Source organism: Glaciecola sp. 33A (assembly GCF_002836745.1).
Taxonomy (GTDB): Bacteria; Pseudomonadota; Gammaproteobacteria; order Enterobacterales; family Alteromonadaceae; genus Glaciecola.
The window spans coordinates 588,725-603,909 of the sequence record NZ_PJAR01000044.1 but is presented as its reverse complement, the minus strand read 5'-3'; the positions used below and the strand labels follow the sequence as shown (position 1 = coordinate 603,909).

The following is a 15,185-nucleotide window of genomic DNA, read 5'->3' as shown; positions in this document are numbered from 1 at the left end:
CCTTAAATTGCGTATTTAATATTGAAAGATACAAAGTCTCTGTCTGAAAGCACGTTTGTTGTGCCTATTCCACCCCAAAAAGTACTGTACGAGGCTGTAGCAGACCACTTACTTAAATAATCAAACGTAAACGCTATGTTTGCTGATTTTCTGTCTTCCAAAAATAAAAATAATGGATCCGGCGTTGTGCCATTTACGTCATGCGAGAATGTCGCTCTTGTACGTAAATTAATACCTGCAAAAATATTATTATAATCAGCGATTGCTAATAAACGATATCCCCACGCACCCGAAGTGGCGAATGGATTTGTTTCTGGTCCATCAGACAAACCTGTATGTAATCCGGCTCTGTCGCTTATAATATTGCCAGCACCGTCTAACACAGGTTCTAAAGAAGCTGTTCTAGCTGTGCCCGGAGCGTTTAGTCTAATAATGCTAGGGTCTGGGAAATCCAACACTTTCACATAGCCCGCTTCACCCAACAATATTAAATTATCGGTGCCAAACTTTGGACCAAAAATATGTGATGCAGTCATTTGTGCTTGCCAAGTATCTGACAGCAAGAAACCTGCTGCAGTTTCGCCTGGACCTACGTTTCTACCTATATTGTTTAACTGAGAAATACCTGCAAGATCTGGTCTTAACCCTGCGTTTGCTAACTGCTCAGGCATACCAGTGTAAAGCAATTCAACATCATCAATTTGTAAAGGTTCATCAACGCGGTAAGCGAACTCACCGGCGAATGCCGTTTCACCAACAGTCGTGTTAAAACTAACACCATATAATTTAATGTCTTCAGGATAATCAAAACGTGCTTTCGTAAATGCATTTAAATCAGTCAGATTATCTCGTGTTACACCGCCCGGAGACGCCAGTATTGCTAGATCAGCAGCAATTGCCTCTGGTCTAAAATCAGACGTCACACCCGCTACCAATGGGCGTTGGCTGTGATAATTAATGTGATAAAAACTAAATTCAGTTTCGTTTAAGTCAGTTGCGAACCACGAGACTTTAACACCATATTGGCCTTGATCGTCGGCATCGTTATGCGCCGCATCACCTTGGTCTCTGACTGCAACTTTAGTAGGGTACGCAAGGTAAGCTGCACCGATTGCGGCTGGGTTTGCACCCGATTGAAGCGCCGAACCTAATAGATTTAACTGTTCAATTAAGGTCTCTGCGTCAATATCGGGGTTACCTGTGAATCCTAACTGAATGTTATTAAATGAACCGCCCTCACCCGCAAAATCGTTAGCCGCAAAGTAACTGCCAGCAACGGGGAGTAATGAACGTTCCCATTCATATTGATAATACGCTGACAAGCTGACTGTATCAGTCAAACCAACTGAACCAAATAGCATACCCACCGGAATGAACACTTCCTTCAGCTCAGCACCGGGTGCACGGGCGCGAGTTACATCAACTGGGTTAGTCGTATTGATGCCATGTTGAATAAAAGTACTTTCACCCCAGCTAACCACTTGATCACCAAGACGCAGAGAAACAGGCATCTCGCCGACATAGAAATCAGCATACACAAAGGCGTCTAATAATCTAAAGTCTTTACACAATTGCTCAGATGCTTGCTTATCTCTACAAGGATCAGCAACGTTACCTGATATAGGGTTTGAGTATGCGCGACTATTGTCTGAATTTTCAAAATCATAGAAATAGTAAGCACGAGAGAAGAAACCAAAATTACCATAAGCGACCTCTAATTCGTGTAGACCTACAAATTGAGTTGAAAAAGCGTCACCTTCATCATAAGACAGATCACCAAGGTCACCGTTTGATGAATAGGCTCCATCAGTCAATGCCCAAACATCTGCCGAAGGATAAATAACGTTTGTTGCCGCATTATAACCAGTCCAATTAAGACTTGGTTGGTTACTGTGGCCAATAAGGCTAAAGTCACGTTCTTCGGTTCTAATGCTGGTAGCAAGTGTGAAATTTGAATCGAACGTTACTGATAAATCACCAAAATCCCAATTAGCAGCATTAGCGCCTTGAGATGTTGCAGCTAATAGCGCAGTAACACCTATTGCAATTGAAGACTTTTTAAATATGCGAGGCTTGTTTGTCATGTTCTTAAATTCTCCGGAACTATCGCTGAATACGATACTTTTCTAGTAATAAATAAACTATTAACAAAATCATTACATCATTTTAAGTCAATCGCAAGAACAAATCGTACCAGTTGACAAAATTTGCAATAAAAGCACTTAAAAACAACAATTATATTACATTTTCAACCACTCACTCGCTCAAATGATTGAATTTTATTCTCCTTGTTTATGGTTAAACAAAAAGTACCATTTATGCCTGTAGGCTCAATAAATGGCCGCAAACTAATTGAAGGGACCTGCACTCTTTCGCCGGTAGTTGCGGTAACAATCGCTGTTGTTACCGTTGTTAGATATAAACTTTCGCATTCCAAATACGATAGCTTAATTGTAAACAAATAGCGTTTCATTGCGTTTACATCACTCTTCCAAAAATAAAACTTGCGAACGTTTCTATTGAGCTAAACTTTTACTTACTTTTTCATATAAATCTTTACTTAAATTAGGACGACTGAGCAACCTTCTTAATTGCATCGTCATCAAGTCTTGGTGCGCCGTCGCAAATTTTTTGTATTGAATAAGCGGCGTCACTAATCTTGATGCAATTTGTGGGTTTAGATCATCAAGCTCAATTAAATAATCAGTTAAGAATTGATATCCGCTTCCATCCAGCGCGTGGAAACCGTCGGTATTGTAAACCGCAAAACTACCGACTAGCGATCTGACTTTATTTGGGTTTTTAATGTTAAATTGTCGATGACTTGCTAGTAGCGTCAATTTAGCAAGAATATCGTTGCTGTTCGTCGTTGCATGTAGAGCGAACCATTTATCCATTACCACTGCGTTGTCGGCATACTCTTGCTCAAAATCGACCATCAATTTTTCAAATAACTCAGTCGAGTATATTTGAGCCGCTTTCAATGTATTTAGTTTATCCGTCATGTTATCTGAAGTAATAAACTGGCGTTCTAGTTGATCCTTAACATCAACACTCTTTGAATAGCTCAGTAACTGCAATACAGCACTTCTTACGCGCCTTTCATTCACTTGCATTTTTGTATATTCATATGTTTGTTGCTCAATGTTAGCAACAATACCTTCTAAAAACCCATGTAAATTTTGCTGCAAATAGTTAAGAAAGCGTGACCGAGCAACAGAAAGTTTAAGCGGCTCTGTTTGTTCAATTTCTTGAGTTAATGTCTCTATACTAGGTATTGTTAGCATCTCATTTAATAGCTCGAAGTTATCATGAGCTTGCTGTAATGCGGTTTCGAGCTGACGCCATATCTGCGCTGAAACCTCAGTGTCTTTATCGACATACAGCTGACGTATAAGCGCTGAATAAAAGGCTTGGCTTGCATCCCATTTTGAATAATCGCTTGAAGCATGCGTCATGATCAGCAATAAGTCATCCAATGAATAGGCATAATCGAGCATCACGGGTGAAGAAAAATCGCTTAATAGCACAGGTATAAAATCTTGACTGCTTATCGCTAGTGTTGCACTTGCCGAGTCTAGTACAAATGTATCGTTGCTTAATTTGAGATCAATCTTGGTTCCAGACCTATCCAGGCATTCCATTTTTATTGGCAGGTAAACTGCTTGTTTATCTGCCTGATCGACTGTAGGTAAGGTTCGTTGAGTAAACGCTAATTTAGCGACGCCATTTTCCGAGGTTTTTTCAACCTTAACTCTTGGTGTACCTGACTGTGAGTACCATAACTTAAATTGGTCAAGATTGACCTTATTTGCATCTTGCATCGCATTCACAAAATCATCGCAGGTTACTGCTTGACCATCATGTCGTTCAAAATACAAATCCATACCACGCCTAAAACCGTCGGTAGTCAGCAGCGTATGCAGCATTCTTATTACTTCAGCGCCTTTATTATAAACAGTTACTGTGTAAAAGTTATTCATCTGTATAACTTCATCTGGCCTGATAGGATGGCTCATAGGGCCAGCGTCTTCAGCAAATTGATTTTCTCGCATCACCTTCACTTGGCTAATTCGGGTGGCTAAGTAGCTAAACATATCGGCAGAAAACTGTTGGTCCCTAAAAACTGTTAAGCCTTCTTTCAAACTTAACTGAAACCAGTCCCTGCAGGTTACTCTATTTCCTGTCCAATTATGAAAGTACTCATGTCCAATAATCGATTCAATATTAAAGAAATCATTGTCTGTTGCAATGCTAGGATCGGCTAATACGAATTTACTATTAAAAACATTTAGTCCCTTATTTTCCATTGCGCCCATGTTGAAAAAATCGACAGCCACGACCATAAAAATATCAAGATCGTATTCTAGCCCATAAACATCCTCATCCCACTTCATCGCCTTTTTCAAAGACGCTAATGCATGATGCCCTTGAGATTTTTTACCTTTATCCACAAATAACTCTAGTTGAACCTTGCGACCAGACATTGTTATAAATGAATCACTTAGCTTGTCAAAATCGCCTGCCACTAGCGCAAATAAGTAACAAGGCTTTTTAAATGGGTCATGCCATTTAACTACCTTTTTCTCATCACTTAAATCATACTCTTCAATCAAATTTCCATTTGAAAGAACATGAGGAAATGCGGCTTTGTCAGCAATGATTGTGACTGTATAAATAGACAAAACATCTGGGCGATCTAAAAAGTACGTAATTTTTCGAAAACCTTCAGCTTCACATTGTGTGCAATATGCCGCGTCGGATAGATACAGGCCTTCCAATGTTGCATTATTACTTGGATCAATACTGTTTTTAATAACCAATGTAAAATTAGCAAGGAGTGTGAGGTCAGCCTGAGCAATAATAAGCTTTCCATCTTCAATCTGATAGTCAGTTAATGCATTACCATTGAGCGTAATACTAATCAACTTTAGGTTCTCGCCATCTAAAATTAGGTCGCGTACAGCGGGCTCGTGCTGATCAGTGTCGATAGAACTAGACGCCGTTTCAAACTGCAAAGTTGAAGTGATAATAGTTTCAGTTGGATCAAGTTCTATAACCAAATCTACTTCATTGATGAGATAACTAGGCGCTTGATAATCCAAGCGCTTTTTAACGATTATTTGAGACAAATTTAGGTTCCTTGATTTACCACCTTAACTTGCGGTGGTGTTAAACGTAGTATTTTAATTCCTAGATAGGCATAAATTATAGCCAAAACAGGATTAATGAGATTGAAAAATGCATACACAAAATAGTCATAAACTGATACGCCTAGTACGCCTGACATATAAGCTCCGCATGTATTCCAAGGGATAAGAGGCGAAGTTAAGGTACCACCATCTTCTAAGCTTCTTGATAAATTAAGCTGGTCTAAACCGCGCTTTTCAAATTCTTCTTTGTACATCCGACCGGGCATCACAATGCTAATATACTGGTCTGCCGTAATTATGTTAGTACCAATACACGTTAGGATTGTTCTACTAATCATGGCACCCGCGGTTTCAGCTCCTTTTAATAAAGTAGCAACAACCGCTTTTAGCAGCCCTACTTTTTCCAATACCGCACCAAAACTCATAGCGCAAATAATTAACCATACGGTATTGAGCATACTGGCCATTCCGCCGCGACTTAGTAACTTATCCAAGCCCTCGTCACCCGTATCAAAACTGACACCATCAAATAATGCAGTCCAAGTAACCATAATATGTTTCACCCATTCAGGAATATCTTTAAACAACCAATGAATCGCATCTGGTGCAGTAACCTTAATATTGTCGGCAAATGAAGAAACTAAATTATCTTGAAATAATAAGGCCCATACAGCTCCCAATAGGGCGCCAATAGCTATTGCGGGGAAAGCGGGCATCTTTCTAATTGCTAGCGTTAACAGCACAACTAAGGGGATCAAAAGGTGTAAACCAAGTTCAAACTGACTTGCTATCGTTTGTTGCATTTTTACAATGCTGCCGCTTACCTGACTAGTGTCTTCGGTTAATCCAAGGATCACAAACAGAATCAGCGTAATAAGAAAACTAGGAATGGTTGTCCATAACATATATTTGATGTGTTCAAATAAATCGGTGCCTGCAATGGCGGGTGCTAAGTTTGTGGTTTCAGATAACGGCGACAGTTTGTCTCCAAAATAAGCGCCCGACACAACCGCACCAGCGGTAATGGCTAGTGACATTTCCATACCGGTAGCAACGCCAATTAATGCAACACCGACGGTTGCAGCTGTTGTCCATGAACTACCAATGCTCATCGCTACTACCGCACAAATGATGGAAGCAGCAGCGTAAAAAAAGGTCGGGTTGAGTAAGTTTAATCCGTAGTAAATAAGCGTGGGAACAGTGCCAGCTAACATCCAAGTACCGATTAACGAACCGACAACAAATAAAATCATGCAGGCACCCAATGACATTGAGATACCTTTAACTAATCCTTCTTCAATTGATTTCCAGCGATGACCATTCTTTATACCAACGAGAGCCGCAACACCCATCGCCAGCAACAAGGCGATTTGATTAGGCCCATAAGATGAATCCTCACGGTACAAAAAAACCGCACTGCCCATAAAAAAAACTAGAAGTACAATGGGAATAAGGGCATCAACGAGCGTCGGCTCTTTTATTCGTGTTTGATTAGTCATTTAATTTCCTTACGCAGTCAGTGAGCGATAAAACATAAAGGCAATGACGACAGGACATACGAATTTGATATACCAAGGCCAAACTCTCCAGAATAGACTCTGTTCAGCGCTATCCTGCCCATGTTTTAATTCTGTCAGTATTTCATTTCTATTCCAAACCCAACCAGCGAATAGACATAAAATAAAACCAAGTAATGGTTGGCTATATTGGGTAGTTAGTGAAATCACTAAACCAAACAAGGTGTCAAAATTAAGAATGATAAAGCCAGATATAGCTAACACAGCCACACTAAGTATAGCTGAGGCTTTTTGTCTTCTAATTCCTTTATTATCAACTAGGTAGGCGACCGGTACTTCTAACATAGAAATTGACGAAGTTAAGGCTGCAATCACCATCAGTGCGAAAAATGCAGTCGCAACGACCCAACCAACGACATCAATTGTGGCGAATAGAGCAGGTAAAACATTAAATATTAGACTGTCGCCTTGAATAAGCGCGCCTGAATCAGTAAATATCTGTACGCCATTGTTTGCAGCAACATACATTGCCGGAATAATTAGCATACCGGCAAATACCGCTACGCCAATGTCAACCAAAGCGACAGACGCACCTAACTTAGGCAAATTTTCATTTTGTTGGATATAAGAGCCGTAGACTAACATCGTTCCAACACCAAGAGACATAGAAAAGAATGCTTGTCCCATTGCGTCGATTAACAATCCAGCATCCAATAAACGGCTAAAATCTGGTACTAGATACGCTTTCCAACCTTCTATAGCCCCTTCCTGAAAACTCACATAGATGATTAAAATGATAATGATGGTAAATAATGTAGGCATAAGCCTCACAGACCACCGTTCGATACCATTACTAACACCACCACTAACCACGAATCCAGTCAAAAACAGAAATAAGGCCATAAATATTGCGTTTCGAGACACTGAGAACTCTGTTAGCCACGGAATACTAAGTCCAAGCATGTTGCTTGCTGCATCGACAAAGAAAGCAATCATCCAGCCTGCAACAATACTATAAAAAGCAAGAATAAAGACAACGGTAAGCAGGCCTATAGACCCAGTAACTATACCTGCAACCCTAGCCTTAGGGTTTGTCGAAAGGGAACCAAGGGCGTCAATCATATTGGCTCGCTTTGCACGACCAATAATTAGTTCCGCCATGAGTACTGGGTAGGCTAATAAAAATGCCATTACCAAATACATTAAAACGAAAGCAGCACCGCCGTTTTCAGCAACCTTTGTTGGGAAACCCCAAATGTTACCTAAACCGACCGCAGAACCTGCCGCAGCCAACACGAAACCCATTCGCGAAGAAAACTCACCGCGTGCACTCATAATTACCCCATTATATTTTTTTTATTAGTGGTATATGTTTAAGCAAATAAAGGCAGCTTTATCGCTGCCTTTTATACTATTGATTTTTAAATTAAATCTATTTTTTTAAGTTTAGTGCGTAACTTCCCGAACTCACCATATCAAAAGTAATATTGGCAGCTTCGTCTAAAAATGGGTCTATTTTATCTAACGATTCCGGTAAATCATCTTCCAAAGATACAACTTTCTCTAATCCCATTCTTTGCAGACGCTCATTAACTCTAAGAAGTTGTTTAGCTTCGCTTTCTTTTTTCTTTTTCAGTCTTTCAGACTCAACTAGACTGATGTAATCTTTGTCTTTGTTTTTGTTATATTCCTCAATATCACTGAAAATATAAGCAAACTCGGGATCCTTCATCACTCGCTCATTGTGCTTGGCGGCTAATTCATCAATAACGCCTTCGTACCGTCCTAACTGAGCGTAGTTTGCTTTTTGAATACTGTCATATGGAAGCGCGTTTTCTTCTTTGCTTTCGCCCCATTCTGCTGGATCAACGGGTGATGGGTAAAGAATATCTGGCAAAACACCTTTATGCTGCGTACTGCCGCCGCTGATACGATAAAACTTAGCTATCGTAAATTGCACTGCTCCTAGCTTTTTATCTAGGTCATATATACGACTTAATCCTCTGTGTTGCTGCACCGTCCCTTTACCAAACGTTTGCTCACCGATAATAATCGCCCGGTTATAATCTTGCATTGCTGCAGCAAAAATTTCGCTGGCTGAGGCACTGTAACGATCAACCATTACTGTTAGTGGTCCACCGTAATGCACAATACCATCAGTATCTCGGTCAACACTAATACGACCATTTTCATAACGAACCTGAACAACAGGCCCTTTATCAATAAATAAACCGCTTAATAACACTGACTCTGGCAATGAACCACCGCCATTGCCACGAAGGTCGATAATAACCCCTTCAACATTTTCTTCTTTGAGCTTATTCAACTCTTTCAAAACATCTACATGCAGATTATGGTAGAAACTAGGAATATTAATAACGCCTAACTTTTGCCCTTTGTGCGGACCTGAATCTGGAATATATACCTCAGATTTAGCTGCTCTATCTTCCAGCTTTACTTTGTCGCGCGTTATTTGTATTTCAGCGATTTTTTTACTCTCACTGCTTCCTTTCAGCACTTGAAGTTTTACAATGCTGCCTTTAGGACCCTTTATTAATTCAACGACTTCGTCCAAGCGCCAACCGACAACATCAACAAACTCCTCTCCTTCTTGAGCGACAGCAATTATTTTATCTTCTGGTTTTATTCTGTCAGACTTATCTGCAGGTCCGCCAGCCACGAGACTTACAATAACAGTGTGGTCGTCTTCGCTGCGCAGCACTGCACCAATTCCCTCTAGCGACAGGTTCATTTCCATTTGGAAACGTTCGGTGTTGCGAGGTGAAAGATAGCTAGTATGTGCTTCAATGCTGCGTGCAAAAGAATTCATAACCGTTTGAAAAACATCTTCACTGTTAGTCTGGCTCAATCGTTTAATGGCACGTTGATAACGCTTGGTCAGAATATCTTGCGTCTCTTCCCATGTTTTATCAGCCATTTTTAAATTCAATGCGTCGTACTTAACACGCTGGCGCCAAACTTCGTTCAAGTCAGCCTTTGTCTCAGCCCAAGCCGATTTCTCTCTGTCGTAATAGTACTTGTCGTTTGCAACTTCATAGTCAAATGGTTTATCAAGCAAAGTTAACGCATAATGAAACCGTTCAGCTCTGCGCTTTAAATTAACCATATAAATATCGTAGGCGATGTCTAATTGCCCCTGACGGATAGCATCATCAAATGAATCTTTCGACTTTTCAAAATTCGCAATATCGGAGGCTAAGAAGAAGTTTCTATTAACATCAAGCGAGCGTAAATAACGATCAAATACTTTTTCTGATAGCTCGTCATCTATTTTGATTTTTTTATAATGTGAGCGCGTGAAGTGGTCGGTAATACGTTTCGCAGCTTTGCTATGTTGGGATTCTTGCGCCAGCTCAGGAATGGAATCAACGGTTTCTGCCGTCGGTCCCGCAATGCTAGCGCCAACAACTAATGCACTCGCGACAGAGATCCATATCAATTGCTTTTTAAAAGATTTACCCAAATTTAACTGCATATTACCTACCTTTCTTTTTTTGCTTGACGTTATATTGTAAGACGCAACTGCGCTCGTTGAACTTTGACCGTCATGCCCGAATTTAGTTGCACTTGAATGCCGTCCTTCGCAACCTCAGTGATTGTTGCAGGCATAGGAGAGCTGCCTACCTTTACTGAAACTTGTACACCTACTTTCATGTCATCGTCTACTAACTCGCGAACTTTAACTTTTGGCGCTGCCTGTTTTACTTTACGTTCTGGCGGTTTTTTAGCCGCAACGTCTTCCTTTTTAGGTATATTTGCTCTGCTTTTAGGTACTTTTTTATCTTGCGCTTGCTTTTTAAGCTCTTGACGTTTTTCAGCTGCTTTCGCTTTACTCTCTTTTAACTGAGTAGCGGCATGGTCAGCATGCTCCTTCTCGACTTCATCACCATCTACACCATCTAAATCAATGCGATGCGCACCTTCCTTAACAGACGCGAGATACTTCCAACTGCTGGTGTAATGCCTTAATGACATTCTCAACAGACGTTTACTTAATCTGGCATCATTCTCTAAGCGTTGAGACAAATCGTGAAAAATGCCAATTTTAAGCGGTTTAGCCTCAGATTGAAGCGAAAAGCACTTTGGAAATTCGGTAGCAAGGAAGGCTAAGACTTCTTTACTATTTGCTAGCTTTTGTTGTTCGTCCATTAATTTATTTCGTCATCTGTGTTGTTTATGCTGTCTTCGGAATCATCCCAAGTTGAGAGCAGATGATCCACCCAATCAACCAAGTCGTCAACCTCAATCTCTAATAAATAGCTCTCAAGGTGCCAATGTTCCCATGTTTTTTCAATTATTCTATGAATTGTTTCAACTTCTTCATCTTCATCTATATGGTCAAAGACTAAATGCAGGATAGTGTTTAGTTTCTCCGATGCCTCGACCGGGTCGTCATGCACGTCCTCCATATCATCAGGCGTACTCAATAATACATGTATATCAACGAAGTCCTTCACTGTGTTGTTTCCAAAGAAGTTAATGTTTGCTGTAAGATCCTCACCAAGGACTCTAATCCCTGACGGTCGTCATCATCAAAGCGTGCTGCTACTGCGCTATCGATATCCAAAACGCCTATTAACTGTTGATTAAATACAACGGGTATAACTATTTCAGAATTCGAAGCAACATCACAAGCGATATGACCCGCAAATTCATGCACATTGTCAACAATAACGGTTTCTCGTGTTGCAGCCGATGTGCCACATACGCCCCTGCCCATGGGTATCCGCACACAAGCAGGTTGACCCTGAAATGGACCTAGCACCAGTTGTTCTTGTTTAAATAAATAAAAACCAGCCCAATTAATTTGTTCTACATTGTTAAACAATACCGCCGCAATATTTGCCATGTTAGCTATCATGTCAGACTCATCTGATATTAACGCCTGAACTTGCGCATTGATTAATTTGTATTGCTTATTTTTGTTGCTCATTGTTACCAGGAATCACTCACTTAAAATTTTTTACATTACATTATAAGATAATAACACTCAGTGAAAGCTCATTAGAAGGGCTTTCACCTTATTTACACATTTAAAGTTTACTACATTGTTTTTGAATGTGTCGACAGTAAGCTGTCTCTTTTCAAAAAACACAAGTACGAACCAAGCTAGTGTATTCGAGACCTATTATTTGCAAGTTAAACACTATATACGTGCGCAAATGAAAAAAGCCTCAGAATTAACCAAAAAACCAATAACTCACACCAATAGCAGCGACGATACCAGCAAAGTCTGCGGCTAAACAACACCCAACAGCATACCGGCTGTGTTTAATACCAACAGCACCCAAGTACACCGCCAATACATAAAACGTAGTTTCGGTAGAACCCTGCATCACCGACGCAAGTCGACCTGCAAAAGAATCAGCACCATGATGTTGCATAGTCTCTATCATCAGTGCTCGAGCACCGCTGCCGCTCAGCGGTTTCATCAGTGCATTGGGAATGGCATCAACAAAGCGAGTGTCCATACCAATACTGCCAAATACATAGGAAAACCCATTCATAACTAATTCTAGTAAGCCACTAGCTCTTAACATGCCTATGGCAAAAAGCATTGCTAACAAAAATGGAATAATAGTGACCGCAACTTCAAAGCCCTGTTTTGCTCCATCTACGAATTGCTCATAAGTATTTTGTTTCTTTCTCCACCCCTGAACTAACACAACGACAATAAACAATAGCAATAAAAAATTGGCAATTAGTGATGATTGGGCTGCAAGTTGATCGGTAGCCAACTTAGAGAAATAAAGAATAACAGCAGTGAGTAAACTAAACACACCGACCAAATAAGTCATTACAACCCGATTAAACAAGTTAACTTTTTGTATTGCACAAGTGACAAATAAACCGACTAAAGTGGATGCACTGGTTGCTAATAAAATAGGAATGAATACGTCAGTTGGCTGCGCAGCGCCCTGCTCCGCGCGGTACAGAAAAACAGCAATTGGAAATAATGTAACCGAGGAGGTGTTTAAGACTAAAAATAAGATCTGAGAGTTAGTCAGTGTATCTTTTACCGGCGATAGTGTTTGCATGTCTTGCATCGCCTTTATGCCAAATGGCGTTGCCGCATTATCCAAACCTAATACGTTGGCAGACATGTTCATGGTAATACTTCCAAGTGCTGGATGGCCGCGAGGAATATCTGGCATAATGCGGCATAACAAAGGTTCAAGTATTTTGGAAAATTTAGCAATTAACCCAGCGTTCTCTGCAACTTTAAATATGCCGAGCCAAAACGCGAGTAGTCCTACCAAGCCCAAAGCAATATCAACACTGGTTTTCGCCATTGAAGTAACCGCGTTCATAACTTCTTCAAAACCACCTAGGTCACCCGTAGCAACAACTTTCCAACAGGTAGCAAAAAACGCACTGACAATAAAAAACAACCAAATTCTGTGGAGCATTGTTACCCTATATTTTTATGAGCTAAGGCTTATTAGCATTATTTATTAGGCTTTTTTGATAGCTTGTTTTGCGATATGCGCTATAAATTCACGGCATCAATATAGTTCCACAATCTATGTTGCTAAAATTAACACAATACAACATCAAACTCAGTGATTTTTAACCACTGCGCATTAAATTTTCGCATAATTGATTGATCCGAGGTCATCTGTGGTTAAATCTGTGGATAAGGTGTGTATTTATCGAGTATAAGCTGTGTAAAAATTTAAAACTAAGTTATTGACTTTAAAAAGTTTTAGGTGTTTATTTTTTTTTATGTTATGTTTACTCTAGTGTTAAAACTCAAAAATAATGACACGTTGCACATCGGTTATACTGATTTAGCTTATTATTAATGTCCGTCGTCTATATCACACGCCTCTTCCTGACATTGGCATTGTGTGTTTTATATATGAGATATAGAGATAGGTGTTGACGTTAAGCAAGATATCTCAAGTGCAAGTGAAAGTTAGCGCAAGGCTCAGAAATGGGCCATTCCCCTAAGCCTGGAACGATTGTTCCGGGCCTTTTTATTACTAGGGGGTGATAATGTGTAATCCAAGCTTTCTGAAACGTTGTTGAGTTGCCCTAATATCATACAACTACGCTATACTTTTAAAGTACGCACGCTGCAAACTACCGCGGTTGTTGTTTTAACTCATTTTTAAAACGTTGAGCATTTTTCTGATAATGTTGTGCCGATTTTTCTAGCATCTCGGCTTGTTCTGCTTTAATCGTTTTTACTACTTTACCCGGCGATCCCATTACCACCGAATAATCAGGAATTTCCATGCCCTCAGTGACTAGCGCGTTTGCACCAATAACGCAGTGATGCCCTATTTTAGCCCCGTTTAAAACAACAGCATTTATACCAATCAAGGAATAATCGCCAACTTCACAACCATGTAACATAACCTTATGACCGATGGTTACCCCTTTGCCAAGACGCATTGGGAAACCATAGTCAGTATGTAAAATTGCACCGTCTTGAACATTGCTGCCCTCACCCACATCTATTTGATCACAGTCACCACGCAATACTGCATTGAACCAAACACTTGCGTTGTCATGCAGTGTCACTTTACCCATAACATGCGCCCCTGGAGCCACATAAGTATTATTCCCTAATGTTACTTTGTCTGAACCTAACTGATATATCATGTGTTTTTCCTCATTAAAACTAAACTTGGCGCATTAGCCCTTCTTGAACTGTAGTTGCGACAAGCGTCCCCTGTTTGTCAAAGACTTTACCTTGAACTAACCCTCGCCCCGTTCCACTAAAAGGACTTTCCATTTCATACAGCAACCAATCATCAAATTTAAACGGCTTATGAAACCATATTGCATGATCAATTGTGGCCAATCTAAGTGATTTATCATGCACTGCCATACCGTGCGGTTGTAGAGATGTACTTAAAAAGTGATAATCCGACGCGTAGGCAAGTGACGCCTGATGCACTTGCAAAGGGCCATCCAGTTTATCCCTTCCCTTTAACCATATTGACCGCTTTGGTTCGCGTTTTTCAGCAGTATAAGAATTAGCGGAATCGACGGTCCGAATATCGACTGGCCGGTGATAACTCAACGATTCTTTTATCCTTTCTGATAATTGGTCATATTTGTCCTCGTAAAAACGAATATCTGGAGTAACCTCCTCAGGAGGAGGCACTTTTGGCATTTCGGCATACTGATGACTTAACCCTGGCTCAGGAATTTGAAACGATGCGGTCATCACAAATATAGTGCGCCCATTTTGAATCGCTTTTACTCGTCTTGATGAAAAACTGCGGCCATCTCGGACATTTTCTATGTCATAAATAACTGGTTTTTGAGCATCCCCTGGTAATAAAAAATATGAATGTAGGGAGTGAATAATACGTTCCTCTTCAACTGTTTTATAAGCTGCAGCAATAGATTGACCTAAAACTTGCCCGCCAAACAACGCCCTAAAACCTAAGTCCCAGCTTTGACCACGATATAAACCTTGTTCAATTTTTTCCATCGTGAACAACGACTCTAATCTAACATCTAACAATGTAACCTC

The 15,185-nt window shown here is 40.3% G+C and carries 12 protein-coding genes; all 12 read right to left on the bottom strand.

Annotated features, from left to right (window positions below; translation table 11 throughout):
* Positions 1 to 2: 2 nt before the first annotated feature.
* The 12 genes from CXF81_RS18720 to CXF81_RS18665 all read right to left on the bottom strand — a co-directional run bounded on the left by CXF81_RS18720 (position 3) and on the right by CXF81_RS18665 (position 15,176).
* Positions 3 to 2,084: a DUF1302 domain-containing protein gene (locus CXF81_RS18720; protein ID WP_101182919.1), complete on the bottom strand. Its 2,082-nt coding sequence runs from the start codon at positions 2,082 to 2,084 to the stop codon at positions 3 to 5.
* Between the two features lie 164 nt (positions 2,085 to 2,248).
* Complete coding sequence (locus CXF81_RS18715) at positions 2,249 to 2,473, bottom strand: DUF2835 family protein (RefSeq protein WP_101182918.1); 225 nt, start codon at positions 2,471 to 2,473, stop codon at positions 2,249 to 2,251.
* A gap of 43 nt (positions 2,474 to 2,516) precedes the next feature.
* Positions 2,517 to 5,132, bottom strand: coding sequence for an aminopeptidase N (gene pepN, locus CXF81_RS18710; protein ID WP_101182917.1), 2,616 nt, complete (start codon positions 5,130 to 5,132; stop codon positions 2,517 to 2,519).
* Between the two features lie 2 nt (positions 5,133 to 5,134).
* Complete coding sequence (locus tag CXF81_RS18705) at positions 5,135 to 6,652, bottom strand: Na+/H+ antiporter NhaC family protein (RefSeq protein ID WP_101182916.1); 1,518 nt, start codon at positions 6,650 to 6,652, stop codon at positions 5,135 to 5,137.
* A 9-nt stretch (positions 6,653 to 6,661) separates the two neighbouring features.
* On the bottom strand, positions 6,662 to 8,005 hold the full coding sequence (locus CXF81_RS18700) for a sodium-dependent transporter (RefSeq protein WP_101182915.1): 1,344 nt from the start codon (positions 8,003 to 8,005) through the stop codon (positions 6,662 to 6,664).
* A gap of 97 nt (positions 8,006 to 8,102) precedes the next feature.
* Positions 8,103 to 10,166, bottom strand: coding sequence for a carboxy terminal-processing peptidase (prc, locus tag CXF81_RS18695; protein WP_101182914.1), 2,064 nt, complete (start codon positions 10,164 to 10,166; stop codon positions 8,103 to 8,105).
* A gap of 29 nt (positions 10,167 to 10,195) precedes the next feature.
* The gene (proQ, locus tag CXF81_RS18690) at positions 10,196 to 10,840 is read right to left on the bottom strand and encodes an RNA chaperone ProQ (protein ID WP_101182913.1); all 645 of its coding nucleotides are present in this window, start codon (positions 10,838 to 10,840) and stop codon (positions 10,196 to 10,198) included.
* Entirely contained in the window at positions 10,840 to 11,148 is a 309-nt protein-coding gene (locus tag CXF81_RS18685) for a hypothetical protein (RefSeq protein WP_101182912.1), read from the bottom strand. The genes proQ and CXF81_RS18685 overlap by 1 nt, the downstream gene beginning before the upstream one ends.
* A complete protein-coding gene (locus CXF81_RS18680) occupies positions 11,145 to 11,624 on the bottom strand; it encodes a GAF domain-containing protein (RefSeq protein ID WP_101182911.1) in 480 nt (159 codons plus the stop codon). Before CXF81_RS18680 ends, CXF81_RS18685 begins: the two co-directional genes overlap by 4 nt.
* Positions 11,625 to 11,871: 247 nt before the next feature.
* The gene (locus CXF81_RS18675; protein WP_101182910.1) at positions 11,872 to 13,101 is read right to left on the bottom strand and encodes a nucleoside recognition domain-containing protein; all 1,230 of its coding nucleotides are present in this window, start codon (positions 13,099 to 13,101) and stop codon (positions 11,872 to 11,874) included.
* Positions 13,102 to 13,777: 676 nt separating this feature from the next.
* On the bottom strand, positions 13,778 to 14,302 hold the full coding sequence (locus CXF81_RS18670; protein WP_101182909.1) for a gamma carbonic anhydrase family protein: 525 nt from the start codon (positions 14,300 to 14,302) through the stop codon (positions 13,778 to 13,780).
* Between the two features lie 19 nt (positions 14,303 to 14,321).
* Positions 14,322 to 15,176, bottom strand: a complete 855-nt coding sequence (locus tag CXF81_RS18665) for an acyl-CoA thioesterase II (protein WP_101182908.1) — start codon at positions 15,174 to 15,176, stop codon at positions 14,322 to 14,324.
* Between the last annotated feature and the right edge of the window lie 9 nt (positions 15,177 to 15,185).

Excerpts from the sequence above, each read along its gene's own strand:
- CXF81_RS18715 (WP_101182918.1), bottom strand. The coding sequence starts at position 2,473 with ATGAAACGCTATTTGTTTACAATTAAGCTATCGTATTTGGAATGCGAA.
- CXF81_RS18680 (WP_101182911.1), bottom strand. The coding sequence starts at position 11,624 with ATGAGCAACAAAAATAAGCAATACAAATTAATCAATGCGCAAGTTCAG.
- proQ (WP_101182913.1), bottom strand. The coding sequence starts at position 10,840 with ATGGACGAACAACAAAAGCTAGCAAATAGTAAAGAAGTCTTAGCCTTC.
- CXF81_RS18720 (WP_101182919.1), bottom strand. The coding sequence starts at position 2,084 with ATGACAAACAAGCCTCGCATATTTAAAAAGTCTTCAATTGCAATAGGT.
- CXF81_RS18670 (WP_101182909.1), bottom strand. The coding sequence starts at position 14,302 with ATGATATATCAGTTAGGTTCAGACAAAGTAACATTAGGGAATAATACT.
- CXF81_RS18700 (WP_101182915.1), bottom strand. The coding sequence starts at position 8,005 with ATGAGTGCACGCGGTGAGTTTTCTTCGCGAATGGGTTTCGTGTTGGCT.
- prc (WP_101182914.1), bottom strand. The coding sequence starts at position 10,166 with ATGCAGTTAAATTTGGGTAAATCTTTTAAAAAGCAATTGATATGGATC.
- CXF81_RS18675 (WP_101182910.1), bottom strand. The coding sequence starts at position 13,101 with ATGCTCCACAGAATTTGGTTGTTTTTTATTGTCAGTGCGTTTTTTGCT.
- CXF81_RS18705 (WP_101182916.1), bottom strand. The coding sequence starts at position 6,652 with ATGACTAATCAAACACGAATAAAAGAGCCGACGCTCGTTGATGCCCTT.